General features: G+C 38.2%; 23 protein-coding genes. 10 read left to right on the top strand and 13 right to left on the bottom strand.

All coding sequences use genetic code 11. The features are described from left to right. The first annotated feature begins 118 nt into the window (after positions 1–118). Positions 119–538, top strand: a complete 420-nt coding sequence (locus AC1RJ8_RS22825; protein WP_492955833.1) for a hypothetical protein — start codon at positions 119–121, stop codon at positions 536–538. Between the two features lie 162 nt (positions 539–700). Here AC1RJ8_RS22825 and AC1RJ8_RS22820 read toward each other — a convergent pair whose 3' ends face one another. Next, positions 701–3004 (bottom strand): ATP-dependent helicase, encoded by a 2304-nt coding sequence (locus AC1RJ8_RS22820; protein ID WP_492955888.1) that lies wholly within the window; start codon positions 3002–3004, stop codon positions 701–703. Between the two features lie 509 nt (positions 3005–3513). On the opposite strand from AC1RJ8_RS22820, the gene AC1RJ8_RS22815 reads away from it, so the two are divergent. Then, positions 3514–3837, top strand: a complete 324-nt coding sequence (locus AC1RJ8_RS22815; RefSeq protein ID WP_492955834.1) for a DUF493 family protein — start codon at positions 3514–3516, stop codon at positions 3835–3837. A 368-nt stretch (positions 3838–4205) separates the two neighbouring features. Here the strand turns inward: AC1RJ8_RS22815 and AC1RJ8_RS22810 are convergent, their stop codons facing one another. Further along, positions 4206–4559, bottom strand: coding sequence for a winged helix-turn-helix transcriptional regulator (locus AC1RJ8_RS22810; RefSeq protein WP_492955835.1), 354 nt, complete (start codon positions 4557–4559; stop codon positions 4206–4208). A gap of 81 nt (positions 4560–4640) precedes the next feature. Between AC1RJ8_RS22810 and AC1RJ8_RS22805 the strand changes: the two genes are divergently transcribed. Beyond that, on the top strand, positions 4641–5525 hold the full coding sequence (locus tag AC1RJ8_RS22805) for an NmrA family NAD(P)-binding protein (protein WP_492955836.1): 885 nt from the start codon (positions 4641–4643) through the stop codon (positions 5523–5525). A 46-nt stretch (positions 5526–5571) separates the two neighbouring features. Here AC1RJ8_RS22805 and AC1RJ8_RS22800 read toward each other — a convergent pair whose 3' ends face one another. The 4 genes from AC1RJ8_RS22800 to AC1RJ8_RS22785 are packed head-to-tail and all read right to left on the bottom strand — an operon-like array spanning position 5572 to position 9043. Further along, on the bottom strand, positions 5572–5937 hold the full coding sequence (locus tag AC1RJ8_RS22800) for a nuclear transport factor 2 family protein (RefSeq protein ID WP_492955837.1): 366 nt from the start codon (positions 5935–5937) through the stop codon (positions 5572–5574). Between the two features lie 23 nt (positions 5938–5960). Next, complete coding sequence (locus AC1RJ8_RS22795; protein WP_492955838.1) at positions 5961–7466, bottom strand: PH domain-containing protein; 1506 nt, start codon at positions 7464–7466, stop codon at positions 5961–5963. Further along, on the bottom strand, positions 7459–8013 hold the full coding sequence (locus AC1RJ8_RS22790; RefSeq protein ID WP_492955839.1) for a PH domain-containing protein: 555 nt from the start codon (positions 8011–8013) through the stop codon (positions 7459–7461). The genes AC1RJ8_RS22795 and AC1RJ8_RS22790 overlap by 8 nt, the downstream gene beginning before the upstream one ends. 55 nt (positions 8014–8068) lie before the next feature. Beyond that, complete coding sequence (locus AC1RJ8_RS22785) at positions 8069–9043, bottom strand: SGNH/GDSL hydrolase family protein (protein ID WP_492955840.1); 975 nt, start codon at positions 9041–9043, stop codon at positions 8069–8071. Positions 9044–9337: 294 nt separating this feature from the next. Here AC1RJ8_RS22785 and AC1RJ8_RS22780 point away from each other — a divergent pair, with 294 nt between their 5' ends. Then, positions 9338–10708: a dipeptidase gene (locus AC1RJ8_RS22780; protein ID WP_492955841.1), complete on the top strand. Its 1371-nt coding sequence runs from the start codon at positions 9338–9340 to the stop codon at positions 10706–10708. Positions 10709–11683: 975 nt separating this feature from the next. Next, positions 11684–12664 carry a glycoside hydrolase family 43 protein gene (locus AC1RJ8_RS22775; RefSeq protein WP_492955842.1) on the top strand — a complete coding sequence of 327 codons (981 nt, stop codon included), beginning with the start codon at positions 11684–11686 and terminating at the stop codon, positions 12662–12664. 20 nt (positions 12665–12684) lie between these two features. On the opposite strand, the gene AC1RJ8_RS22770 is transcribed toward AC1RJ8_RS22775, so the two are convergent. Then, complete coding sequence (locus tag AC1RJ8_RS22770) at positions 12685–13932, bottom strand: MFS transporter (protein WP_492955843.1); 1248 nt, start codon at positions 13930–13932, stop codon at positions 12685–12687. A 140-nt stretch (positions 13933–14072) separates the two neighbouring features. On the opposite strand from AC1RJ8_RS22770, the gene AC1RJ8_RS22765 reads away from it, so the two are divergent. Further along, positions 14073–14969: a glycoside hydrolase family 25 protein gene (locus AC1RJ8_RS22765; protein ID WP_492955844.1), complete on the top strand. Its 897-nt coding sequence runs from the start codon at positions 14073–14075 to the stop codon at positions 14967–14969. Between the two features lie 179 nt (positions 14970–15148). On the opposite strand, the gene AC1RJ8_RS22760 is transcribed toward AC1RJ8_RS22765, so the two are convergent. After that, entirely contained in the window at positions 15149–16246 is a 1098-nt protein-coding gene (locus AC1RJ8_RS22760; RefSeq protein ID WP_492955845.1) for a mandelate racemase/muconate lactonizing enzyme family protein, read from the bottom strand. Positions 16247–16501: 255 nt separating this feature from the next. Between AC1RJ8_RS22760 and AC1RJ8_RS22755 the strand changes: the two genes are divergently transcribed. Both AC1RJ8_RS22755 and AC1RJ8_RS22750 read left to right on the top strand, forming a co-directional pair. Further along, entirely contained in the window at positions 16502–18511 is a 2010-nt protein-coding gene (locus AC1RJ8_RS22755) for a thioredoxin domain-containing protein (protein ID WP_492955846.1), read from the top strand. Between the two features lie 10 nt (positions 18512–18521). After that, on the top strand, positions 18522–19028 hold the full coding sequence (locus AC1RJ8_RS22750; protein WP_147229144.1) for an FKBP-type peptidyl-prolyl cis-trans isomerase: 507 nt from the start codon (positions 18522–18524) through the stop codon (positions 19026–19028). 84 nt (positions 19029–19112) lie between these two features. On the opposite strand, the gene AC1RJ8_RS22745 is transcribed toward AC1RJ8_RS22750, so the two are convergent. From AC1RJ8_RS22745 to AC1RJ8_RS22725, 5 genes are all read right to left on the bottom strand, one after another. Further along, entirely contained in the window at positions 19113–19742 is a 630-nt protein-coding gene (locus tag AC1RJ8_RS22745; RefSeq protein ID WP_492955847.1) for a Uma2 family endonuclease, read from the bottom strand. 41 nt (positions 19743–19783) lie between these two features. Continuing rightward, complete coding sequence (locus tag AC1RJ8_RS22740) at positions 19784–21007, bottom strand: hypothetical protein (protein WP_492955848.1); 1224 nt, start codon at positions 21005–21007, stop codon at positions 19784–19786. Then, positions 21000–21584, bottom strand: a complete 585-nt coding sequence (locus AC1RJ8_RS22735) for an RNA polymerase sigma factor (protein ID WP_086547055.1) — start codon at positions 21582–21584, stop codon at positions 21000–21002. The genes AC1RJ8_RS22740 and AC1RJ8_RS22735 overlap by 8 nt, the downstream gene beginning before the upstream one ends. 123 nt (positions 21585–21707) lie before the next feature. Beyond that, positions 21708–22400: a DUF4397 domain-containing protein gene (locus tag AC1RJ8_RS22730; protein WP_492955849.1), complete on the bottom strand. Its 693-nt coding sequence runs from the start codon at positions 22398–22400 to the stop codon at positions 21708–21710. A 168-nt stretch (positions 22401–22568) separates the two neighbouring features. After that, entirely contained in the window at positions 22569–24191 is a 1623-nt protein-coding gene (locus AC1RJ8_RS22725; RefSeq protein ID WP_057933412.1) for an ABC-F family ATP-binding cassette domain-containing protein, read from the bottom strand. A 642-nt stretch (positions 24192–24833) separates the two neighbouring features. On the opposite strand from AC1RJ8_RS22725, the gene AC1RJ8_RS22720 reads away from it, so the two are divergent. Then, positions 24834–25394 (top strand): HEAT-like fold family protein, encoded by a 561-nt coding sequence (locus tag AC1RJ8_RS22720; RefSeq protein WP_492955850.1) that lies wholly within the window; start codon positions 24834–24836, stop codon positions 25392–25394. 132 nt (positions 25395–25526) lie between these two features. Then, positions 25527–26102: a nitroreductase family protein gene (locus AC1RJ8_RS22715; protein ID WP_492955851.1), complete on the top strand. Its 576-nt coding sequence runs from the start codon at positions 25527–25529 to the stop codon at positions 26100–26102. The last annotated feature ends 7 nt before the right edge of the window (positions 26103–26109 follow it).

Genomic DNA, 26109 nt, shown 5'->3' with positions numbered 1-26109 from the left:
GTAATCGGGAGAACCGAGTTCAATAATAAGGATAATTTTGTGGTTTTTCAATAAGAATCCTAAAAGTTTAAGCCATATTTGGTGTTTAAAATGGAAATCAGGTCTTATCAGTCAATTTATGGATATAGAATCTTTTTATACAGGCTGCCTTACGGCACAAGGCGAGAAAATTTACCTGGGAGATAAAATAAGGGGTAAATTTTTCTATAAAATGCAGGTTCAATATGAATTGGAGACCCAATCTTTTGTATTGGCTTCACAAAATCCGCAATCGCCTTATCGAAAATATCTTTTATCAGATTTGGAAAAAATTGAAGGGCTGAATATAGTAGGAAACCAATTATTTTTTAAAGAGCCAAAAGTTGGGGAAAAGGTGAAAATTACTGTTGATAATAAAGGTGAATTTTTCCCCTTTGGTAGCATGGTAGAAATTATTGAGTTAACAGATGAATGGCATATACAAGCTAAAGCATTGGATAGTGAACAATTAATTACCCTCAAGATTGGAGAATTTCTAGAAGATCGGTCTATTTATTAAAGGTTGAAAACACAAGGTTAGGCATAATTCATCGCATTCGTCATGCTGAACTTGATTCAGCATCTATTTGTTTTATCTATTATAGATCCTGATTCCGATGGAAAATCGGAATCAGGATGAGAATGAGGAATCTCCGTTGTTTCCGTAAATGGAAATCTGCGTTTATTTTACAATCATCAGTTTCGCAAACTTAAGCAGTAGCTGTTTATTGCCTAAGCCCTGGAAGAATACAGTCGCCTTAACGTCAGGCAAAGTTCCCTCTAAGCTGATAATTTTTCCAAAACCGAATTTTTCGTGCTCAACTTCCATACCGCCTTGAAATTCATGCGGTTGTGATGGCGTAAAGCCAGGTGTGGGCACGTGTGCTTTTGCCAGTAAAGATGTTGTTTTCGGACGGACAGGCGGGGCAGAAGTCGTTGCGCCAGCCGCTGGTTTCGGTTTGCTAAAGAAATCGCGTGGCTGCGAGGTCCATGTTTTGCGGTCATCGTCGAAATTACCATCAAAACTGTTCGACTTGGCTGGTTTAACATCCAATTCTAAAAATTTCGGACTAATCTCGTTGATGAAACGGCTTGGTTCGCAGTTGGTTAAAGTTCCCCAGCGATAACGGGAAGTGGCGTAAGTAAGTGTCAGTTTTACTTCGGCACGGGTAATGGCCACATAAAACAAACGGCGCTCCTCCTCTAAATCAGTTCGGTTAGTTAACGACATTTGCGATGGGAACAGGTTTTCTTCCAGTCCTACGATAAACACGTTTTTAAACTCCAAACCTTTGGCCGAGTGGATCGTCATTAAAGAAACCGTATCCTTATTTTTATCACCGTCCTTATCATCGTTGGTTAAAAGGGCAACATCCTGCATAAAGATATCCAGCCCTTTTTCTTCAATGTCTTCGCGCTCTGCAAATTCCTTAATACCGTTTAATAACTCCTGGATATTTTCATACCGTGCACGTCCTTCAACGCTATCATCAGTATATAATTCTTTTAAAATACCTGCATGTTGGGCAATAAACAAAGCCGTATCATAAGCATCAAGCTTTTTTGCCTCGGCCTGAAAGCTTTGCACCATCATGGCAAAATCGTTCAATTGATTAGCTAAACGCCCGTCTACATATTCGTGTGCATTCGAAATTACATCCCACATGGTTTTTCCATGCTGGTCTGCCGCAACAATAATTTTGTCAATGGAAGTATCGCCAATACCACGCTTAGGGTAATTAATTACACGTTTTATAGCCTCTTCATCCTTCGGATTAAAAGTTAAACGGAAATATGCAATTAAATCTTTAATCTCTTTGCGTTGATAAAAAGACTGACCGCCATATATCCGGTAAGGAATATTGAGTTTACGTAAACCCTCCTCCATAGCCCTGCTTTGTGCATTGGTACGATACAAAATGGCAAAATCGTTGTGCTGGTATCCCTTGGTGCTGCGTTCCTGAATAATGGCTTCGGCAACCAGTTTACCCTCTTCGTTATCGGTAAAAGCCCGCGAAACTTTAATGCGGTCGCCGGGTTCGTTATCCGAGAAAACATTTTTTTCGAGCTGATTTTTGTTGTTGGCAATGATGCTGCTCGCTGCATCAACAATATTTTGGGTAGAACGGTAATTCTGTTCTAATTTATAAACCTTTAAATCAGGATAATCGCGTTCGAAATTTAAAATATTCTGGATGTTAGCACCACGGAAAGCATAAATACTCTGTGCATCATCACCTACCACACAAATGTTCTGATAAGCCGCCGCCAGTTTTTTCACAATGGTATACTGCGAAAAGTTGGTATCCTGGTACTCATCCACCATCAGGTACCTGAATTTCTGCTGGTATTTATTTAAAACATCCGGATGTTCCTTCAATAAAATATTGGTTTTGAACAGTAAATCGTCGAAATCCATTGCGCCTGCTCTGAAACAGCGTTTAGCATAGGTTTCGTAAATCTGACCGATTAATGGGCGTTTATTCTGAATATCTTCTGCCTGTATCTGGTCATTAGCCTGATATTCGCCCCAGGAAATTAAATTATTTTTGGCTGATGAAATTCTATTAAAAACAAAGTTAGCTGCATATAATTTATCATCCAGCTGCATTTCTTTCAAAATAGCACGGATTACACTTTTACTGTCATCGGTATCGTAAATGGTAAAATTGCTCGGATAACCGATTTTCTCGGCCTCTACACGTAAAATTTTGGCAAAAACAGAGTGAAAAGTACCCATCCAAATGTTTTTTGCCTCTGCACCAACCACTTTACTGATACGCTCGCGCATATCCTTACTTGCCTTGTTGGTAAAGGTTAAAACCAGGATGTTAAAGGGGTCGGTACCGGTTTGAATAAGGTGGGCTACACGAAATGTAATTACCCTGGTTTTGCCCGAACCTGCACCTGCAACAATCATTACTGGTCCTTTTGTGTTCTCTACTGCTGCTCTTTGTTGTGGGTTTAATCCTGCTAAATAATCCAAATCGGCTCCTGTTTTTTTGAGGTTCAAAAATAACAATTCCTATCGCTTTTTGCCAAAGTTGTTAGTAATTAGTTAAAAACCTGATCGGTCGCTGTAATGGCTCGTCATTCTGAACTTATTTTATTAGCTGTTCTTATTGTTTTTTAGGTCTAATAGCTACTTCGTGGTCAGAATCCATCATGCCATTAAATTTGGGGTATGAAGTCCCCCTTTAGGGGATTTAGGGGTAAAGCAACAGCTGTATTTCATCGGATTCAGTAGCCCTTTGCTTTGCTCATACGCCTGCAGGCATTACCCTCTGGGCCGGTATCCGCTTCGCCAAGGTTTATATAAATTTAGCTTGTGCTACTATTGAGGGCTTAAAACCCAAAGTTAAAATTAAACTTATATGTCATTAATAATGTTTTCCTTCTAATCGCCCGAAATGGGGATGTTTTACTTAAAAAAACGTTTATGCTGTCAGAATTGCACCCTATTTATTTGGGTATAGAATTTGATATGCTTTCGCTATGGATGAGAATAAAAATAATAAAGATATTGAGTTTACTGATATCCCAGATGGTACTAGTGGAGATATTTATGCTAATTTAAAAGAGAAATTGGAAAGTGTTGAGCAGTTTCCGGGTGTTTACAATTTTAAATTTATTATCACTGGCGGGTTAGATAAAATACAAGATTTACGTGCCATTTTGCCTGATGATGAGTTTATTGAGCAAGCTTCAAAAACAGGGAAATATGTTTCAATTACCGTAAAAAAGATAATGCAAAATGCTGATGAGGTGATTGCAGTTTATAAGCAGGCCGGAAACATCAAGGGAATTATGATACTGTAGGCGTTCCCGCCCATTTAAAATGATTTTCTTTGGTTTTGGAAAAGTTAATCCGTATTTCATTTTTGAAGCTGCTTGTGCACCTACGCTGTTAGTAAACCTGATGGCAGCGGCAGCCCCGAAGCATGAGGGCTACAGCGAACAGCAGGACTGCAATCTCCAATGAAAAACTATCCTTTCATTTCCTGTCAATAAAAAATATATCGCCTAATTTCCTTCTCGGGGCGCAATGTCTGTGCGGGTAATCAAGTTGGTTCCCGCGTTTCGCTTCGCTAAGGTTTATATCATTTAGTTTGCGCTGGTAATGAAGGTTTAAAACCTTCAATATATTTATTCGTCATTCTGATTGCCCAGGTGAGTATGTATAATAGTTAAACAGAGCCATTTTTCACGGCCCAATCTACCATCGAATCTAATACATGAAAAAGATCCTGCCCCGATTTTGTGAGGTTATAGGTAACTACCGGAGGAACAACCGCTTGTGCATCCCGATGAACAAGATCATCATTTTGCAATTGCTTTAAGTGCTGTATAAGCATTTTTTCAGTTATCTGTGGTATTGCCCGTTTTAACTCACTATAACGTTTTGGGCCACTCATTAAATGAAAAATAATAATGGGTTTCCAATAACCACCAATTTTTTCCATTACAAAGGTAACCGGGCAGCTGGTTAGTGCTATGCCTTTATTAAAATTACGGGTCGAACTTTCTTTAACAGCTGTCATGGTTACATACTTTGGGGTAAGTACTTGTATAAAAGTAAGTACAAATATAGCTTTGTATTCAATATTTAAAAACAAAAAATCATGAAAATCACATTAACAGGATCAATAGGGAATATTACCAAGCCGCTTGCCCAAATATTGGTAGCTAAAGGCCATGAAGTAAAAATTATTAGCAGTAACATCGGTAGGGCCGAAGAAATTAAATCGCTGGGTGCAATACCTTTAATTGGTAGTGTAAGCGATACTAAATTTTTAAAGGATGCTTTTACCGGGGCTGACGCTATTTACACCATGGTTCCACCAAATTTTGCAGCACCAAAATTTAGGGCATATATTAAAGGTATCGGCGAAAATTATGCGGCTGCCATAAAAGAGTCGGGGGTTAAAAAAGTAGTGAATTTAAGTAGCGTAGGTGCAGATCTGCCAGATGGAACGGGGCCAATTGCAGGATTACATGATGTAGAAAATATTTTTGCCACATTAAATGGGGTAGCTGTAAAACATTTACGCGCAGGTTATTTCTATATCAACTTTTTAGCCAACATTGATATGGTTAAACATGCAAATATATTGGGATCTAATTTTGGTCCTGATGCAAAACTTGTTTTGGTGCATCCCCGTAATATTGCTGAAGTAGCTGCTGAAGTATTGGAAAGCAATTTTACAGGCAAAACCATACAGTATGTAGCCAGTGATGATGAAAGTACGCCGGCTGATGTGGCAAAATTATTAGGTACTGAAGTTGGTAAACCAGCATTACCATGGATAGAATTTAGCGATGAAGATGCATTTAACGGAATGGTAGGCGCAGGTTTACCTGAAGAAATAGCCAAAAACTATGTAGAAATGGGCGATGCGATCAGAAGCAATAAACTTTTTGTTGATTATTATAAAAACAGACCCGCTTTAGGTAGCATTAAACTTAAAGATTTTGCTGAAGAGTTTGCTGCGGCATACCAAAATTAATTGAATGATGGCAGCTGCCTGGATTTAAACCTCGCAGCTGTTATTTTTATATGGCTACACAACTTCCGGCAATTACTTTCCATTCCTGATCAAACAACTTCCAAACTCTTAAATATCTGAAAATACCTTCAATGGATTGTGAAGTATATACTGCCTTTAGCTCAATTTTCACACTAACAACCGCAGTATCCTTAATCAGATTAATCTGCTGTTCAGAAGGTAAAATAGAATTTACAACCAAATTTCCCGAGGTATAAGTTTCCATATCCATAGCCTTTGTTATGGTTACTCCATTGGGCAGGTTAAAAAGTAAATCTTCATGCAAAAGCAGATCCAGATCCTCAATATTACCATGCTGTATCGCCGTTAATAATCTATCTTCATTTAAAATGATCTGTTCCCTGATATTCATATGAATTGTTTTTTTCTTTAAAATTACATCCAATTCTCATTTTTACGCTCTACCTGATATAACCAGTAATTTACCAGCTGTTTAATTTCGGTATAATTTCCATATTTAAAATGAATCTGACCTGCAGCTGTATGTAATGTGAGGTGACCAACATCTACTCCTTTGTGCCAAGGGTATTGAAAAGTGGTAATGGCCTGAATCTTATTTGGTGTTACAATTTCATTCGAAATATCCCAAATCCCGCTGGTTTTGGTGATAAAATCCTGATTTACGGAAATGCGATGCCTTCGATAGCTGATATAAATCATCAAAGCCCCAATAACAAAATAAGCGATTGCAATGCCTATAAAAGGCTTCACCTCGGGGACATTAAAAGCGATGATAAGGAATATAGCAACTGGTAAAACGAGTTTAAAAAAAACAGGTAAATTTAAAAAACGCCAGTCGGGGATAAAGGTTTTTCCTTTTAATGGTGTTTGGCCCAATATCATTTTTAGCAGTTCATCACGCTCAATAGGGTTACAGCCCGGAATTTCCAAAGTGTTTCCCTGCATTTCATGCCCTTTTTTACTTTGACCAAAATGAGCCTGCTTTAAACTCATATTCAGCATATTCATCTTTTTCTGAAAGTAATTCTGGCTGTATTTGGTAATCTGGACTTTATTCGGGCTAATCAAGGTGTTTTTCTTGGCAATCAGCCCCGATGAGAGTAAAAGCGTGTTTTTATGTTCGCTAATTTCGAGTTCGAAATACTTATAAAAGGTTCTAACCAGGTTAATAATCAGCAGTACAATTAAAAGGCATGCAATTAAAATGAAAACCGTAATAATGGTGAGCATTCCCGTTACTGTGCTTTGAATTTCATCTTTATTAATTTTAAAAGCATCAAGCAATTGCCTGCCCTCGTAAATAACGGTATAAAAAAAAGCAGCAAGTAAGGCCAAACTCTGCCCATAGTTAGAGGTAAGTCCTACTTTAAACAAAGTCCAGGCACTTATTCTTAAAAATGGTATTTCTGCTGTTTTGCGGTTTTCATGTTCAATCTCCGATGGTGCTTCAGTTACGGTTCTGCTATCTAATAAATGTTCTTTAAGGTTATAGGCAGAAGTTTCGTCTATTGCTTTTATGCTTACTTCTTCTCCATGCGCACCGGCTGTATCGATTTTTAACCCGTAAACGCCAATAATTTTCTGCAGAATATTCTGGTTAATGGTAACCTGCTGTATTTTATCGAGTTGAATTATTACCTGATCGCGATTAAATATCCCTTTATTCACCACAAATTCCTGCTTTTCTTTATCTAAAAAGAAGGTGAATTTTAAATACCATAAATAAGCAAATATAAAACTGAATATAATTATTGCAGAAATGCCTAATATCAGGTAGGTGAAAGAAGTGCTCGACATCTTTACAAAGGCAATAATGAACAAGAAAAAGCTAGCCTTACCAATTTTTAACATGGTATGCGCACCCATTACAATGATACCAAAGGCCGATTCGCGCTGCGGTTTACTAAAATCGTTATTCATCGGCATTTAATGCTGTTGTTGGATTATCAAGCAGGTCTAGTTTTTTCAAAAGCAGATCCCTAATACGCTTGGCATCATCAATTGCAATCCCCGAAATATGGATATGCCCGGTTTGGCCACCTGCAGTAAATAGCTGTAACGATCCCAGTTTATATATTCTGGAAAAAATCCCTTCATTTAATTCGATATGCTGAATCCTGTTTAAAGGCACAATTGTTGTCGATTCGGCAATAATTCCACTTTTGTATATTACATCATGTGTGCGGATAGCATAACCCCGTTTTTTAAAACTGGCGCGAAAGAGTATCGAAAAAAGGGCAAATAAAGCTAAATAAAGCGGGATAATCCATTTGGCATTTGGTTTTACTTCATCAACAAAGAACAGGAGTATCCCAATAGCGATTCCCAGTAAGCCAAAAAAGATCAATAGATTAATACAGATGATTTTCCAATAATCGGGGTGTGGCCGGCCTAACTGAATTTCCTCGTATTTTGGAAGAAGATCGAGATCAATAACTTCATTGGTGAAAAATGTCTCAGTAGTCATGGTTAAAGGTATAAAACATATTAATCTATAAATAGACTAATATTTAAATCTTTTGTTACCTCGCTACAATAAACTTTTTTGCAGCGTTATACTGACCGGAATCGGAAGAGATTTTAAAGAAATAAATGCCAGGAACAAATGTAGCGGTATTAATTTCTAAGGTATGTTTTCCGGTATTAAGGTATTCATTTACCACTGTTTTAACCAAACGGCCCATTAAATCGTAAATCTGTACGTTAATTTTATCCGTTTCTGGCAAAACTATATCAATAAATGTTTGCATAGCGGCAGGATTCGGGTAATTCTGAGTAACGGTAAATTTTAAAAATTTATCAAAAATTGCTTTATTGATGGCATCGAAAATAACATAACTCACCAATCTGTAACCGCGTGCATTTGGATGAAATGCATCCTGATAAAGCGAAAAATCGCGCCTCATGGCCGCATTTACATCCGCTAAATATATTTTATACTCTGTGGCTAATTTTCTGTAGGCTGTATTTAGGTTTCTGATATTGGTATTTACAGCAACATAACTTTTAACGGTTCTATCATCAACAAACTGGAGTGTACATAAAATGGGGACTAATTTCTGTTTAAGGCTTGCCGTAATCAATACGCGCATATTAGCAACGCTTTCGGCTATACTTCCTTTACCGGTAGTCATTGCAATGGCATCATTAATCCCAATATCAATTACAATAAAACCTGTTCTATTGGCTATTGCATTATCAATTCTGAGCAAACCCTGAAAAGTAGTCTGGCCACCTATACCATGGTTAGTAATATCGACTACCTTATTGGTATAACAGTTCAAAAAGTTGTTCTCCAGCATGGTTTGGAAACCCAATCCCTTAACACCTTCTACGGTACTGGCCCCAAAGGTTACAATATTTATACTGTCTTTCGAATAATATTGGGCTGCTTCCGGGCAACTTACGCGAGTAGGGGGCGTTCCTTGAGCTAAGGAAGCAGTGCGGACAACAAGAAGCAGCAGCAGAGATAGAAATACTTTTGCGCTAAACTTCATTGTTAAAATTCTTTCGTACAGGATTTAAGGATATCTGTTATTGGCGCAATTTACAAAAAAGTAAATATAATTAATGCTGTGTCATATTTTTTTACAAACATTAAATCATTTTTTTGTATTTATCGGAAGACGCATTTTATGTTTAAAAAATAGAGCCGTGATTTTGGTTCTGAAAAAAAATAAATCCATTAACCGTCTGGCTATAAAAAAAATACGCTGGAATGGGGATAATTTATTAATCGCTTAAGAGCCTTTTATTTGGTAAAGCCTATATTTGTCCAAATTCATTTTGTTATGCAAGAGATTAAAAATTATGTAGAAACGCACAAACAACGTTTTTTAGATGAGTTGTTTGAGTTATTGCGTTTTCCATCGGTAAGTGCTGATCCGAAATACAAAGGCGATGTTTTAAAAACAGCTGATTATGTTGCGCAGAAATTAAAGGATGCAGGTGCAGATCAGGTGGAAATTTGCCCAACCGCAGGATATCCTATTGTTTATGGCGAAAAAATTATAGATGCTTCTTTACCCACTGTTTTAATATATGGTCATTACGATGTTCAGCCGGCAGATCCATTAGAACTTTGGCATACACCACCTTTTGAGCCAACAGTGCGCGATGGTAAAATCTATGCCCGCGGCGCTTGCGATGATAAAGGACAGTTTTATATGCACGTAAAAGCATTCGAACTGATGATGCAAACCAATACTTTGGCCTGTAACGTTAAATTTATGATCGAAGGTGAAGAGGAGGTGGGGTCTGCAAATCTGGGTATTTTTGTAAACGCGAATGCCGAGCGTTTAAAGGCTGATGTAGTCTTAATTTCTGATACTTCGATGATCAGCATGGAACATCCATCAATCGAAACCGGTTTGCGTGGTTTAGCTTACATGGAAGTTGAAGTAGTTGGTCCGAACCGCGATTTACACTCTGGAGTTTACGGTGGGGCAGTAGCTAATCCAGCCACTATCCTTTGTAAAATGATCGCTTCATTACACGATGAAAATAACCACATCACTATCCCCGCCTTTTATGATAAAGTGCTTGAGTTAACAGATGAGGAGAAAAAAGCACTAAATTCTGCACCTTACGACGAAGCTGAATACAAAAAAGATTTAGATATCGAAGAAGTTTGGGGCGAGAAAGGTTATTCAACCTTAGAACGTACAGGTACCCGTCCAACTTTAGAAGTAAACGGGATTTGGAGCGGTTACATTGGCGAAGGTGCAAAAACCGTATTGCCGAGTAAAGCCAATGCAAAAATTTCTATGCGTTTGGTTCCGCACCAGAGCTCAGAAGAAATTGCTGAGATTTTTACCAAACATTTCGAAAGCATTGCGCCAAAAAATGTAAAGGTAAAAGTTACGCCTCACCATGGTGGCGAACCAGTGGTAACCCCAACTGACAGTATTGCTTACCAGGCGGCCGAAAAAGCAATTGAAGATAGTTTTGGTAAAAAAGCTATTCCAACACGTGGTGGTGGAAGTATTCCTATCGTGGCCTTGTTTGAAGATGTACTGGGTATTAAATCGGTGCTTTTTGGCTTCGGCTTAGATAGCGATGCTTTACATTCGCCAAATGAGAAATATGATATTTACAATTATTATAAAGGAATAGAGACTTTGCCGTTATTCCATAAATATTTCGCAGAACTGAGTAAATAAGCTTTATTTAATTTATCCGTTCTGACTCAACAGATCGTCATTTCGAGCGGAGTGCAACGCAGTCGAGAAATCTATTTTCAGCAGATCTCTCCATTTCGCCAAACTTCAGTCGAGGTGACGATTTTTTTGAAAATGAGCGTTCTGTATTTCATAGGTGCTGCTTCCCGCCATTTGCTTTATCCCGATGAAAAAATCGGGATGCCCGCTACTGCCGGGTTTATTTAACAGCGGGCGGTTCTTCGAAGCAAAACCTGTTCGTGCAATGGCGCTAATAATGCAGTTTGCCGCTTTAAATAGTATCACAGCCCCTGCAACCTAAACCTGACCGCAGTGTAAAACCCGCAAGCCGAAGCATGAGGCCGAGGATTTGAAACGAAGGGCAGGGCAGGTTTAACCAACTGGCCTGGGTATTGCTTTCCAAACAACTAAATAAGTTTGACCTTTATTGTCAGTCTGAACGGAGTCGAAGACCATCCCTGTTTAATTTTATTAGACAGGTTTTTTTTTGAAATGAATGGTTAGTATTTCATAGGTGCTGCAGTCCCGCCATCGCTTATAGTCCTCATTTCGCTGCACTCCATTCCGGGCTATTTAGCTTTGTCGGGTTTATTTAACTGAGTACGGTTCCAATGTCATTAAGTTAAGCATAAGTGTCGTCTGTCTGAAGGATAATTTATTGCATAAAAATCAATATAGATGACCTGGGATTTTTTTTGGAGTAATAGGCTGTGAGGAATCGTCATTGCGAGAAGGCTTTTTCAGCCGACGAAGCAATCTTTATAGCAGGGATCACTAGCATGAAAGATTGCTTCGTCGTTCCTTCTCGCAATGACGACCTTTCTATGGATTCTGTCATTGATCGCATAGTCGAAGACCGTACCCATCTTTAAACAGCCTCGCGCTTTTACTTTCTATAATTGTGTTTAAACTAATAGACTAATTTTTTTACCAGGGATTTTTTTCTAAATTGCTGCCATGAAATATCTATTCTCATCTCTTTTACTTTTATCTGGACTGACTTCTTTAGCTCAAGATACTAAAACGATTAAGCAATCTGGAAATCCAATATTTCAAGGTTGGTATGCAGACCCTGATGCTGCTATTTTTAACAACAAATATTGGGTTTACCCTACTTATTCTGCTAGGTATAAAGAACAGGTGTTTTTAGATGCCTTTTCTTCAGATGATTTGGTGAAATGGAATAAACACCCGCATATTTTAGATACTGCTGCTGTAAAATGGGCCAATAAAGCCATGTGGGCGCCAGCAATTGTTCAAAAAGACAAGAAATATTACCTGTTTTTTGGTGCTAACGATATTCAGAGTGATAAAGAAATTGGTGGAATCGGCGTAGCTGTTGCCGACAAGCCAGAAGGGCCATATAAAGATCATTTAGGGAAACCTTTGGTTGATAAATTTTACAATGGCGCCCAACCTATTGATCAGTTTGTATTTAAAGATAAAGATGGTCAGTATTATTTAATTTATGGTGGTTGGAAACACTGCAATATTGCAAAGTTAAATAAAGATTTTACCGGTTTTTTACCTTTTGAAGATGGTACAACTTTTAAAGAAATTACACCTGATAATTACGTAGAAGGGCCATATATGTTCATCAGAAATGGTAAATATTATTTTATGTGGAGCGAAGGCGGATGGACTGGTCCCGATTACTCAGTAGCTTATGCCGTTGGCGATTCGCCATTCGGTCCGTTTAAGCGGATTGGTAAAATATTAAAGCAAGATGCCGCCATTGCTACGGGCGCAGGCCATCACTCCGTAATTATCAACGAGAAAAAAGGGCAATATTATATTGTTTACCACCGTCGCCCCTTGAGCGAAACTGATGGCAATCATCGAGTTACCTGTATTGATGAAATGAAGTTTGATACAGATGGTAACATTCTTCCTGTAAAAATTACAAATGAGGGTGTAAAAGCCCAGAAAGTAAAATAATTGCTGTTCGGCTGGAGGTTTTATTCAATTTCCAGCTGCGCTTCACTTTTTTGTAAAACAGTTTTTGTCTGCTTTTTATTCAGTGTGTTAAACCCCCAGGTGCATAGTAAAAGCATTGCGGCAAGCCCTAGCCAAAGCCAGTTATAACCTAAATTTTTAGCAATAAAGAATCCAAACAATGGGCCAACAACCTGCGCGCACGACCAGCTCAAGGTATAACCCGCTGCATATAAGCCCCTGTTATGTTCGTTACTTCTGCTAATTACAATGGTATTTATGAACGGTAAGGTGAGCATCTCTCCGCAGGTAAAAACGACAATGCTAAGTACCGCTGCGGCAATATGAAAACTAACCGGGGCACTTAGTATGATGTACGAAACTGCAAATAGAACCGCACCAACAATAATAAAAAACATGGGTGATCTTTTGGCTTCAATCTTATTGATCATGATCATTTCAAACAAAGCAATTACCGCCCCATTAAGGCCTATAATAATCCCAATTTGAAACTCATCAATATGCCACTGTTCCTTAAAAAATACCGGAACAACCCTAAACATTAAAAAGGCGCAGGTAATAAAGACAGTAGTAAGCAGAATAAACTTTACATAGAAAATATCTTCCCATGGTTTCATAATTACCATATTGCTGGCATTTTCTTTAGCCTTTTTAATAAAATCTTTCACTTGAGGCAAAAACGACAGAATTAATAAACCAACTATAATGCTTACCCCACCTTCAACAATAAACAAAAGCTTATAATTAATTGAAGCAATAATTCCTGCCAAACTAATACCTACTGACCAACCGATGTTTACCGCGAGTCTGTTTAAAGAGTAAGATCTTGTTATAGTTCCCTCTGCAGCGTAGTGTGCAACAGCCGTAAAATTGGCAGGGCGGAATGCCTCAGAAAAAAAACTGATGACAACAGTTAAAATGCATAAACTGTAAAAATGGGTAATGGTAGAAAAGAGGATGAAAAGTAAACCACCTACTATCGATGAAAGGATCTGTACCGGGCGGAAACCAATCATATCGGTCAATTTTCCTCCTGTTGCCGAACCCAAAATTGAACCTACGCCAAATAAGGTAATAATTAAACCCGCGTCCATTTCTGAGCGGTGTAAACTTTGGGTAACGTATAAGCCCATAAATGGAACAGCCATGCTCCCACATCTGTTAAACATCATTACAATACTCAATAACCAGGTTTCTCTGCTTAATCCGCTGAATGATGTTTTATAGGTGTTAAAAATAAGTTTGAACATGCTGTATTTAGATGCAGTAAAAATACCAAAAGCCAGATATTATTTAATCATCTGAATTCAATATCCGCTTATTAAACTAAAAAAGATGAGCAAAGAATATCCCATAATTTTTCACAAATTTGCATCCGGAAACCGATCAAATGTCGCCAGAGAAAAGAACCCCAATAAACAAAAGCCCTGTTACCAGAAAACCTGCTGTTAGGAAACCTGTAGCCAGAAAACCCACAGCAGGCAGAAAAAAGAAGCAGGGTGTTTCGGTTCAACTTAAATTGGTTATTGCAGGTTTATTGTTGATTTTGCTCTCTCCATTTTACTACGGTTATGTTTTAAGAAGTTTTGTGGCTACCTGGCGCTGGGTTAAAGATTGGGGGCAAGACCCGAACTACAGAACCTACGAAAGTTTCAACATCAAAATCCCCAAAAAATATACCGTTCACGGTATCGACGTTTCTTACTATCAGGGCAAAATAAACTGGAAAAAAGTAAAGGAAATGAAAGAGGATGAGGTTAGTATCCGTTTTGCCTTTATCAAAGCAACAGAGGGATTAATGCTGGTCGATCCTTATTTTCAACGCAATTGGCGTGAAGCCCCAAAAGCGGGAATTATTTGTGGCGCCTATCACTTTTTCAGGCCAAAAAAGGACGGCAAAACACAGGCTAAATTTTTCCTGCAAGTGGTAAATATTGAGAAAGGGGATTTACCACCAGTTGTGGATATCGAATCGCTGGATGGCGTTTCTCCTTTGAAAATGAGGGCAGAACTGTCCGATTTTCTCAATTATGTAGAAATGAAAACCAAAGTTAGGCCGATTGTTTATACCGGACTTAAATTTTATGAAGATTATTTAGTCGATCATTTTGATGATTATCCTTTGTGGATTGCCCATTATTATCAACCAAAGCTGAGAATGGATAAAAGCCGCTGGAAATTTTGGCAGCACTCTGATAAAGCCAAAATTAACGGCATCGGCCATGTGGTTGATTTTAATGCGTTTAATGGCGATAGTTTGGCGTTGGATCGGTTATTAGTTCATTAGTCATTAGTTCATTGGTCATTAGTACATTAGTCATATACCCCGCTTACCGTCATCCTGAACTTGTTTCAGGATCTATTGTATGTGATTTTTACAATCTTGTAATTGCTTAAATAGGTTTTTCCAGAGCATTTGACATCATATGGCAAAACCAATGAACTATTGACTAATGAACAACTGAACTAAACCGTCCAGCTCTCACATTTCTCTAAGAAAAATTCATCGGCTTCAGCACCGATACCAATTTCTTCGGGAACATCAAGAAAATAACCGTTATAAGTTAAGCCACCCACAACTGGGTCAACCAAGTGTCCCAATAGTGCAGTATCTAAATCAAAAAACTCAACATTTGGGCTTGCCAATGCAAAATGTAAATTGGCGCTTAAAGCAATCCGGGTTTCGAGCATACTGCCAATCATGCATTTTATGCCTCTCTGTAAGGCCTCTTCATGGATTTTTTGCGCTTCTAAAATGCCTCCAGATTTCGAAAATTTAATGTTTAAATAGGTTGTAGACTGGCTATTGATCAATTTCCGGGCATCATGATGGTTGTAACAGCTTTCGTCGGCCATGAGCTTAATCGGCGAATTTACATTCAGTTCTGGTAATTTATCATCATACCAGGTTCGCATGGGCTGTTCACAAAATTCAATATTGTATTTGTCCAATTCGCCCAATGCAAATAAAGCATCATCGAAACTCCAGCCCTGATTCGCATCCAGGCGTAAAATCAAATCTTCACCTACTGCTTCACGGATGTGTTTAACCCTTTCTATATCATCGTGTACCTTTTTGCCCAGCTTAATTTTTAGGATGCGGCAACCCTGGCTTTTATATTTCAATGCGGTTACAGCCATTCCCTCTGGTGTATCGATACCAATGGTCATATCGGTTTCAATGCTGCGTTTGGTTCCGCCAAGAAATTTATACAATGGTAATTTTGCATTTTTGGCTGCAATATCAAATAATGCCATGTCGAAAGCACTTTTAATGGTATTGTTATGATCGGCATAGCCCAATAAATCGTTCATCCGTTCCGGAATTTCTAAGGGATTTTTACCCTTTAAAATGGCAGCGAAATCTTTAGCCATAGCAATACAGGTTTCCTGTGTTTCGCCTACAATCATCGGGAAAGCAGAACATTCTCCAATGCCATGAATGCCAGCATCGGTATAAATCCTGATCAATACATTCTGCGCAAAATGCATGGTTCCGGTTGCAATAACAAAAGGTTCCATTGGTATGCTAAAGCGGTATATTTCGGTATGGGTGATTTTCATGGTTTTAAGGTTGAGGGTAGAAGGTAAAGGTTGTAAGGTTTGCAAATCGGGATAGAAGCCGATAATGTATATAACTCAATTCGTGACGCAATGCATCATATTTCGATTAAATAACTCATCAATTCCATTCATCGTATAGATTTCCAACTAAAGTATAAAAACAAAAACTAAATAGAAACAGGTTTGTAGATTATTAATAGATTTACGCCTCAAATTAAAATTCCTTTTTCCCGCTTACATTTTACATAACCTGTCATGTCTGAAACTAATAATTTAATCTATGCTTCTTCACCATATTTGTTGCAACATGCCCATAATCCTGTTAATTGGTACGAATGGGGAACAGAAGCAATGGAAAAGGCAAAAACGGAAAATAAACTCATATTGGTCAGTATAGGCTATTCGGCCTGCCATTGGTGCCATGTAATGGAACGCGAAAGTTTCGAGAATCATGAAGTGGCTGAGGTGATGAACCGTCATTTTATCTGCATTAAGGTAGACCGTGAGGAGCGGCCTGATATTGATCAGATTTATATGTATGCCATCCAACTCATGACAGGCAGCGGGGGCTGGCCCTTAAATTGTATCTGCTTGCCCGATCAGCGTCCAATTTATGGCGGAACCTATTTCAGGAAAAACGATTGGATCAATATTCTGGAAAATGTTGCTGCACTCTGGGCAAATGAACCCGATAAGGCTATCCAATATGCCGAACGGTTAACTTCGGGTATTAAAGATAGCGAAAAGATAATCCCCGCAGTAAAAGTAGAAGCGTATACCCATGAGCATTTAACTGAAATTATCGATCCATGGAAACGCCATTTCGATATTGGTTACGGAGGTTATAACCGTGCACCGAAATTTCCTTTGCCCAATAACTGGGTCTTTTTATTGCGCTACGGCTTTTTAAAAGACGATGAGTCTGTTTTTACAGCGGTTTGCCACACGCTCGAAGAAATGAGCCGAGGCGGCATTTACGATCAGATTGGCGGCGGTTTTGCCCGTTATTCTGTTGATGATAAATGGCATGTGCCACATTTCGAAAAAATGCTTTACGATAACGCTCAGCTCATCAGTTTATACGCTGAAGCCTATCAGTGTACCAAATTCGATTCCTTTAAACAAACTGTCGTTGAAACAATAAATTGGGTTTTTGAAGAGATGACTTCAGCAGATGGATTGTTTTATTCGGCATTAGATGCAGATAGCGAAGGAGTAGAGGGCAAGTTTTATGTGTGGGATAAAGCAGAATTCGATCAGGTTTTGGAAGAAGATGCCCAATTAATCGGCGCTTATTACAATGTTACCGAAGAGGGGAATTGGGAAGAAGAGCAAACCAATATTTTGCGCAAAACCATCAGCGATGACGATCTGCTTGCAAAATTTGATATTGATGCAGAGCAGCTTTATGACAAAGTAAACTCAGCCAAAACAAAATTAATGGCTGTACGTAGCAAAAGAATCAGACCAGGCTTGGATGATAAGTGTTTAACTGCCTGGAATGGTATGATGATTAAAGCCCTGGCTGATGCTGCAGCGGTATTAAATCATAAACCATATTACGAAAGAGCATCAGCTGCAGCCAGTTTTATCCTAAACCACCTAAAATCAGAAAACGGTGGCTTATACCGTAATTATAAAAACGGAAAGGCGTCTATTACGGGCTTCTTAGATGATTATGCCTTTTTTATTGAAGCATTGATTGCCCTTTACGAAGCTGATTTTGATGAAAAATGGTTAGAAGAGGCAAAATTATTGACCGATTATGTGATCGCTAATTTTACGGATACAGATTCGCCGATGTTTTTCTATACTTCAGCTGAAAGCGAAGATTTAATTGCCCGGAAACATGAAGTAATGGATAATGTAATCCCCGCTTCAAACTCTACCATGGCGCAGAACTTAAAGCGATTGGGTTTGCTTTTCGATATTGAACAATACTCCGAAAAAGCCTCAGAAATGCTTGCGGCGGTTCAGCCGAAGATTAAAAGTTACGGTTCTGCTTATTCGAACTGGGGGATTCAACTGCTAAACGAAATTTACGGCATAAACGAAATTGCCATTACCGGACTAGAAAGCGATAGTATTAAATTAGCATTAAGCGGACATTATATTCCGAACAAAATTACATTGGGCGGAACAAAAAGTAACCTGTCACTGTTAAAAGGTAAGCAAAGCAATGAAACAAAAGTTTATATTTGCCGAAATAAAGTATGCCAGTTGCCGGTTAACACTGTTGAGGACGCATTAGAGTATTTACAATAAATTAATTTAAATGAATATTTCACCAAACTCTGTAGTAGCGTTAACTTACGAATTGCATACTACTAACGAAGAAGGACAACAAGTTTTTGTAGAAAAAGCTGACGAACAAAATCCTTTAGTATTTTTATATGGCGTTGGCATGATGTTGCCTAAATTTGAAGAACATTTAACCGGTTTGAAAACTGGTGATGAATATAGCTTCGAGCTATCTGCAGCAGATGGTTACGGTGATATCGATCCAGGTGCTTTTGCTGATCTTCCAAAAACGATGTTTACTGAAGCTGGTGGCGAATTGCCAAATGTAGGTGATGTAATTCCTTTACAAGATAACAATGGTAACCAGTTTAGAGCAGGTGTTACTGCTGTTCACGACGAAACCATTTCAGTAGATTTAAACCACCCAATGGCTGGTAAAAACTTAGTGTTTAGCGGTGTGATTTTAAATGTACGTGAAGCTACTCAAGATGAATTGGCTCATGGTCATGCTCACGGAGCTGATGGTCATTCAGGTCACTAATTATAGATAAACGATTTCAAGGAAGTCAAGTTTTAAATGGCAATTTGCTATGAAAACTTGGCTTCTTTCGTTGATGTCCATGTTTTAATCGTGAAAAACCTCATCTAAAATGAGTTTAAAACCAGGTATAATCGTGGTGGTTACCTCTTCACCTTCAGTGAGCAATTTTGTTGGTTGAAACTTGCCGTTATCATCAAGGATATACCTGAAAAATGTTTTTTCCGACGGGCTTACAATCCAGTATTCTTTAACACCGGCTTCTTCATAAACTTCGTATTTGTTGATCAGCTCTTTTTTGTTGTTGCCAGGTGATAAAATTTCGACAACAATATCTGGTGCGCCTATGCATCCTCGCTTATCCAGTTTTGTCTGATCGCAAACTACAACGATATCAGGTTGCACCACCGTGAAAACTTCTTTATCATCTTGATTTTTCTTTGCTAAACGAACATCGAAAGGTGCTGAATAAACTTCACATTTATAACCATTCAATGCATTATAAATTGGTACGTAAATTCTTCCCGATATTTTTTGATGAATCCTGGAAGGGGCAGGACTCATCTTGAAAATGTAACCTTTGATAATCTCTAAGCGCTCTTCAAATTCGAAGCGCATATAATCGGCATAACTGTAAGTCGCAGAAAAATCGACCTCGTTAAGGGTTTTAATTGGAGGTTGCTCTTCTTCAGTAGGGTATGGCTTGATATTTTTCATATGAGGTATTTAACCAAATATACTAAATATCTTAGTTTTTTCTAAAAATCGATCTTCAAACGCAGTCCGCCATTGGTGAGGTTAAGGTTCTCCTTAGAGAAAGTTTTCATTGGCAACCTTAAAAAAGGCTCGATGGCAATATTGTTCTTTTTGGATATTTTTTGTTTATAACCTAAAGAAAAATTATAAAATCCGATGTATTTATCAGGATCTATATTGGCTTCGGGCTGTGGTTCAGTAGTTTTTTCTTTCACAATCAATGTCTTAGAATCTGCGTAGCCATTTGCTGTTGTGGAAGAAAAATTCTGCACTTGGTTGACAATGTAGTTGTTCTGTTGTGAGTTGTTTAAAACAGCCAGTGCAGAAACCCCTATATTGGTGTAGAGTTTGTCACTTATGTTATATTTTAATTCTAAAGGAACATTAATTCCGCGCACTTTAGCATCAACCGACTCGAGGTTTTTGCCCGATAAGGTTTGTGGTGCAGAAGCGTTTAACGATTCGGTGGTGCTAATAGAAGCATAAGAAACGCCAGAACTTATTGATAATTTATTGGCAATGGCATACGATAAAGAAAAGCCATAGTTCATGGTTACTTTATTATCATTACCCATGGCTGGGGCTACGTAAACATCAGGCTGCCATTTAGAATTTTCACTTGTTTTGGATGGCGGTTTTTGCTGATTTACATAACTATCATGGGCAAGCAGTTTTTCAAAACTTGTTTGCGCCATGGGTTGAGGTTTCTTCTTTTCCGTTAAAATATCAAACTGTTTTGTTTGCAGGTTTGAAAGATTAGCACCAGCAAGCTTATTATCTAAAAGGTTATTGTTTACAGGAGTCAATTGGTCTGATGTATTAATAAACGGATAACTGGTCTGTTCTGTTAATACTATTGGTTTTGTGCTTTCCGTAATTTTGGCTGGACGACTAGCAGTAAGGTTGTTTGCAGCAGTTGCATTGCCATTTAATGATGTAGGATTGGTTTGAGTTTCAGTAACCGCATTTGTATTTCCGTTAGCCGCCGGATTTTGCGTGGCTTTAGGTTTAGTTATTGCAATATCTTTTTTCTGATCTGTATTGTTTTGCGCAAAAAATACACCTCCAAAGACCAAAATTAAGGCAGCAGCGGCCCATAAAGGCCAAAAAGCGATACCTCGTCTCTTATTTTTTTTCTCCGAAAAGCGCTCCCAAGCACCATTAGGGTAAGTTTCCTCATGGTTTTGGAGTTGCGCGGTGATATGCTCAATTAATTCCTTATCCATTTTTTTCGTATGAATTAACCATGGTATTTAGGTAAAGGGTACGTAACTTATTTTTAGAACGTGTAAGGTAAACACGACTGGAACTTTCAGGAATGTTTAACATCTTCGAAATTTCATCGTGGGCAAAGCCCTCAATTTCATATAAGTTAAATACCAGTCTCTGCGTATCTGGTAAGTGATTTAGTAAATTCAAAATATCATTAACGTGTAGTTCCGAAGCAACCGAAACCTGGGTAACCGGATGTTCGCTTTCTGCTAAATCATCAACATAAAACTGAACTTTCGAACTCCGTATTTTGTCTATTGCCGTCCGCGAAGCAATCTGGGCAATCCAGCCTTTAAACGATCGCTGTAATTCTTCTGGGTTTTTTGGTGCCTTGAAGCCGCCAACATGTTTAAAAATCTTGATAAAACTGTCATTTACAAGCTCTTCACTGTCAGAAGGGTTTTTCGTATACCTTAAAATAATGCCCATTAAATAGCCATAAAATGATTTATACATCATTTCTTTACAGCTATTGTCGTTTTTTACACAGCCTTTTAAAATTTCCTCAAAACTGAGTATTTTTTTTATCACCCCTGTAAAGGACTATTTATTAAAGGTTTATCATGATTAATTATTGCAAATTTAAGAAAAATAACACCACCCAATTTTTTGAGTGGTGTCAGTTTTCGTTTCCACAGGTAGAGTGAAATATTTTTATTTATTTGTCATCACTGATAAGCCAACTCCAGTACTATCGGTTTTGCTCGATAAGCCTTTAGCCCAGATGGTATAAATTTTACCTTTTTCGATTTTTACAGCCGGTAAACTAACTTTAACTGTTCCGCTTTGCTTTAATTGGAAAGTATAACTATCGTTTGGTGCAATATTGCTAAAAGTGGTGAACTCTTTAAATGCTTTTGCGGTAAATAAAGGTGCATCAGTACCTGCAATTGCTAAATCAAATGGGGCAGAACCCGGGCTTAAGTTTACAAAACGAACTTTAGCCTTATCAGTTTCAGGTGCTTTTAAATCATCTTCAAGGATTAAAAGTTTTGTTGATTTTAAAGTATCTACTACGAAAACCGAATAAAATGATCCCTCTTTTAACGTAGCCGTAGCGGTGGTTAAATATTTTAAAGAATCCTTTTTAGCAACACCCACCAATCTTGTTCCTGGATAAGCGGCATAGTATCCTAAATCTTTAGTGTAGGTAAAGCTGTTTATTTTTTGGTTATCCAGGATAAAATCCAACGCGCCTGTTCCAGGTGATGCATGAACAAAGCCAATACCAGCAGCTTCGATAGGGTCGTTGTTAAAGTCTTTTTTACAGGCAGTTATCGTTAAAGCTATCGCTAAGAGAGAGAGTATAATTTTTGTAGTGCTAAAATTTTTCAAATTCGTTTTCATTTTAATGTTTTAAATCAATTTTTTGAACAAAATTGGTTAATGGCCATTAACGCTTTTTTCTTGTAAAACGATTAACGGAATGAAAACGCTACAGCAGATGCGATTTTTTATAAAGAAAAAGCCACATGGAATGCATGTGGCTTCTAAATCAGTATTTTAATTGAAGAACTAAGAATACATTTCTTCTCTTAGTTTTGCAACATCGCTGCTGTTGATATATTCATCGTAAGTCATCAGCTTATCAATAGTACCTTTCGGTGTGATTTCTATAATGCGGTTGGCAACGGTTTCGGTTAACTGGTGATCTCGTGAGGTAAACAATATCGCACCCTTAAAATCTTTCATGCCATTGTTCAGTGCCTCGATAGATTCAAGATCCAGGTGATTGGTTGGCTCATCAAACATTAACAGGTTGGCTTGTTGTAACATCATTCTAGAGAACATACAACGCATTTTTTCGCCCCCAGAAAGCACTTTTACGTTTTTAAGTACCTCTTCGCCCGAGAATAACATACGGCCTAAAAAGCTGCGTACAAATTGCTCATCGGCATCGGTACCTGAGTACTCACGTAACCAATCTACCAGGTTTTCATCTTTACCGGCAAAATATTCAGAGTTATCGTTCGGGATATCTGCAGTGCTAATGGTAACACCCCACTTAAATTCTCCTCTATGATCTGTATCCCTGCCCGTTAAAACATCGTAAAATGCTGCGGTAGCTAAACTATTCTGAGATAATACAGCAATTTTATCACCCTTATTTACCATGAAGGTAATTTTGTCGAACAAAACACCATCGTTTCCATTTTTGCCCAGGTTTTCTACCTGTAAAATCTGGTCACCAGCCTCACGACCAGTATTATTGAAGATAATGGCTGGATATTTTCTGCTTGACGCTTTAATTTCGGTGATATCAATCTTATCTAAAGCTTTCTTACGAGAAGTTGCCTGCTTTGATTTAGATGCATTTGCACTAAACCTGCGGATAAATTCCTGTAACTCCTTTACCTTATCTTCCATTTTTTTGTTCTGGTCGCTTCGCTGTTTTAATGCCAACTGACTAGATTCGTACCAGAAGGTATAGTTACCGGTGTAAATGCTCATTTTAGCAAAATCGATATCCACAATATGCGTACAAACCGCATCTAAAAAGTGCCTATCGTGCGATACAACCAATACAATATTTTGATAGTCGGCCAAAAAGTTTTCTAACCAGGCAATGGTTTCGATATCCAAATCGTTGGTAGGCTCATCCAGTAATAGGATATCCGGATTACCAAATAGGGCTTGTGCCAATAACACACGTACTTTCTGCGTATTGTCTAGCTCTTTTAACAATTTATAGTGGTTATCTTCGGTAATGCCCAAATTGCTCAACATGGTTGCCGCATTGCTTTCCATGTTCCAGCCGTCCATTTCGGCAAAAAGATTCTCCAGCTCTCCGGCGCGTTCGCCATCTTTCTCCGAGAAATCTTCTTTCATATAAATGGCATCTTTCTCTTTCATAATGGCATAAAGTTCTTTATGACCAATCATTACGGTTTCTAATACCGAAAACTCATCAAATTCGTAGTGGTTTTGTTTTAAAACCGCCATTCTTTCGCCTGGAGTAAAAGCCACACTACCAGAAGTTTGGTTAACTTCTCCCGATAAAATTTTTAGAAAAGTAGATTTACCTGCGCCGTTAGCCCCAATTACGCCATAGCAGTTGCCCTGGGTAAATTTTAGGTTAACATCTTCAAATAATGTGCGTTTGCCGTATCGTAACGATAAATTAGAAACTGAAATCATGCTATAATTGAAATAAGCCGCAAAGATAGGGAAAAAGGTTGAGGGTAAAAAGGCGGAAGGAGCAAAGGTTGGGATTAATAATTTGGAAATGAAGGTTGAGGGTGCAAAGGCATTTGATTGTTGGAAGGGTTGGAAATGGAGGGTTCTGTTCTTTTTTGGGTAAGCAGTCCCGTTATTCGCTTTATCCCGATGAAACCTGTGAAACAAGCAAGCACACCATAAAAAACAGCAAATAGTGCTTAAATCGGGATGCCCGCTACTATCGGGTTTAGTTAATAAAGGGGAGAAGCTTTTGGCCAATGGTTTGAAATCTTATTTTGGAAAATTAGACCTAATAAGCAAATTAAATTAAGGGGGCGTCATTCTCGCGCATGGGGGAATCTTAGTTATCCTCGATGGGCACTTTGTGGTTCCCAATCAGATGAGGCCGTCTCCATAAATTTAGAATTGTCATCCTGTCCAAAGGACTCCTACGGAGAGCTTGTCGAAGGATCTGTTTTAAATCTCTAAAAGGCGTTTCGACAACCTGTTCCGATTCTTCGGGAGGCTCAACGTGACAAATTCGATTGAATTACATTTATAATACAGCCTCATGACGATTTATCTCAATATACTTTGTCGTAAAATATTTATTTTAGTCCCATGCCAAATCATGCCCTGCTCGAAACCATAAAAACTACCCTTCAGAAAAGCAAAGTAGAAAAGTTAGCTGCTATAGCTTCTGAAGACACCTTTTCGGTAAAAGATCTGATCGATTTAAGTTTTTATCATGACGAACAGATCGGTTTCAGGGCCGCATGGATTTTAGAAAATGTATTTACTAACCACCAGCAAAGATTTCTGCCCTATGCGCTTTATTTTTTAGAGAAATTTCCGCAACAAAACAATTTGTCGGCATTGAGGCATTATGTCAAAATTATGGCCTTTATGACGAAGAAGAATGCCTCAGTAGAAATTAAGAAAATCCTTGCCGGTTATGATACCGATCATTTGGTAGAAGTTACTTTTGCCTGGTTAATTGATGAGCAGATTCCTGTAGCCGTAAAGTCACATTGTTTAAACATTTTGGCCAATTTAAATGTCGAACACAGTTGGATTAAGGAAGAACTGCTGCAAACCATGGATTTTCTGGTAGATAAAGAAAGTATTGCTTTTTTTGCAAAGGTTAAACAGATCAGGAAACAGTTGGCAGTTTGCAGTTAACAGTTCGCAGTTAACAGTTTGCAGTTCACAGTTTGAAGTTTTCAGTTAGCATAGCGTCAAATCTTTTATTAGAGGTCGAATTTCTCTCTCTCTTTCAGCTTTAGTCTTTCAGCTTTTAGCTATTTTTACCAAATGAGTACAACATACGATATCATTTCAAAAGTTATAAAAGAACGTCGCAGTATTTTTCCTGCCAGCTATATTAAAAAAGAAATTCCGGTTGAAGTAATCAACCAGATTTTAGAAACTGCCAATTATGCCCCAACACATAAATTAACCCAGCCCTGGCGTTTTGTTGTGATCAGAAAAGCGGGATTAACGAAACTTGGTGAAGAACTGGGTAAATTATATAAGGAATTGGTTAGCCCGCAACAGTTTTTACAGAAAAAGTACGACAGCTTTGCCGAAAAAACGAGTCAGGCCGATTGCATTATTGCCATCAATATGCAGGTGAGTGGTAAAATACCAGAATGGGAAGAATTAGCAGCAGTTGCATGTGCTGTTCAAAATATGGCTTTAACTGCTGAAAGTCTGCAGGTTGGCGCTTACTGGAGTTCTCCACCTTTAATTGACAATTTGGGTGATTTTTTAAGCCTGGGCGAAAATGAAAAGTGCATCGGTTTATTTTACATGGGCTATCATAACGAAAAACCCTGGGCGCCAAACCGAACTTCGATGGAAGAAAAAGTGAGGTGGATTGAAGAGTAGTTCATTG

The sequence above is a fragment of the Pedobacter sp. GW822-FHT03F06 genome (assembly GCF_058801365.1).
This window is presented reverse-complemented; position numbering and strand designations above follow the sequence as displayed.

Coding starts and splice junctions, on each gene's coding strand:
- AC1RJ8_RS22760 (WP_492955845.1), bottom strand. CDS start 16,246: ATGAAAATCACCCATACCGAAATATACCGCTTTAGCATACCAATGGAA.
- AC1RJ8_RS22800 (WP_492955837.1), bottom strand. CDS start 5,937: ATGAATATCAGGGAACAGATCATTTTAAATGAAGATAGATTATTAACG.
- AC1RJ8_RS22795 (WP_492955838.1), bottom strand. CDS start 7,466: ATGAATAACGATTTTAGTAAACCGCAGCGCGAATCGGCCTTTGGTATC.
- AC1RJ8_RS22750 (WP_147229144.1), top strand. CDS start 18,522: ATGAATATTTCACCAAACTCTGTAGTAGCGTTAACTTACGAATTGCAT.
- AC1RJ8_RS22785 (WP_492955840.1), bottom strand. CDS start 9,043: ATGAAGTTTAGCGCAAAAGTATTTCTATCTCTGCTGCTGCTTCTTGTT.
- AC1RJ8_RS22790 (WP_492955839.1), bottom strand. CDS start 8,013: ATGACTACTGAGACATTTTTCACCAATGAAGTTATTGATCTCGATCTT.
- AC1RJ8_RS22815 (WP_492955834.1), top strand. CDS start 3,514: ATGGATGAGAATAAAAATAATAAAGATATTGAGTTTACTGATATCCCA.
- AC1RJ8_RS22825 (WP_492955833.1), top strand. CDS start 119: ATGGATATAGAATCTTTTTATACAGGCTGCCTTACGGCACAAGGCGAG.
- AC1RJ8_RS22715 (WP_492955851.1), top strand. CDS start 25,527: ATGAGTACAACATACGATATCATTTCAAAAGTTATAAAAGAACGTCGC.
- AC1RJ8_RS22755 (WP_492955846.1), top strand. CDS start 16,502: ATGTCTGAAACTAATAATTTAATCTATGCTTCTTCACCATATTTGTTG.
- AC1RJ8_RS22810 (WP_492955835.1), bottom strand. CDS start 4,559: ATGACAGCTGTTAAAGAAAGTTCGACCCGTAATTTTAATAAAGGCATA.
- AC1RJ8_RS22805 (WP_492955836.1), top strand. CDS start 4,641: ATGAAAATCACATTAACAGGATCAATAGGGAATATTACCAAGCCGCTT.
- AC1RJ8_RS22720 (WP_492955850.1), top strand. CDS start 24,834: ATGCCAAATCATGCCCTGCTCGAAACCATAAAAACTACCCTTCAGAAA.
- AC1RJ8_RS22725 (WP_057933412.1), bottom strand. CDS start 24,191: ATGATTTCAGTTTCTAATTTATCGTTACGATACGGCAAACGCACATTA.
- AC1RJ8_RS22770 (WP_492955843.1), bottom strand. CDS start 13,932: ATGTTCAAACTTATTTTTAACACCTATAAAACATCATTCAGCGGATTA.
- AC1RJ8_RS22740 (WP_492955848.1), bottom strand. CDS start 21,007: ATGGATAAGGAATTAATTGAGCATATCACCGCGCAACTCCAAAACCAT.
- AC1RJ8_RS22745 (WP_492955847.1), bottom strand. CDS start 19,742: ATGAAAAATATCAAGCCATACCCTACTGAAGAAGAGCAACCTCCAATT.
- AC1RJ8_RS22780 (WP_492955841.1), top strand. CDS start 9,338: ATGCAAGAGATTAAAAATTATGTAGAAACGCACAAACAACGTTTTTTA.
- AC1RJ8_RS22765 (WP_492955844.1), top strand. CDS start 14,073: ATGTCGCCAGAGAAAAGAACCCCAATAAACAAAAGCCCTGTTACCAGA.
- AC1RJ8_RS22730 (WP_492955849.1), bottom strand. CDS start 22,400: ATGAAAACGAATTTGAAAAATTTTAGCACTACAAAAATTATACTCTCT.
- AC1RJ8_RS22775 (WP_492955842.1), top strand. CDS start 11,684: ATGAAATATCTATTCTCATCTCTTTTACTTTTATCTGGACTGACTTCT.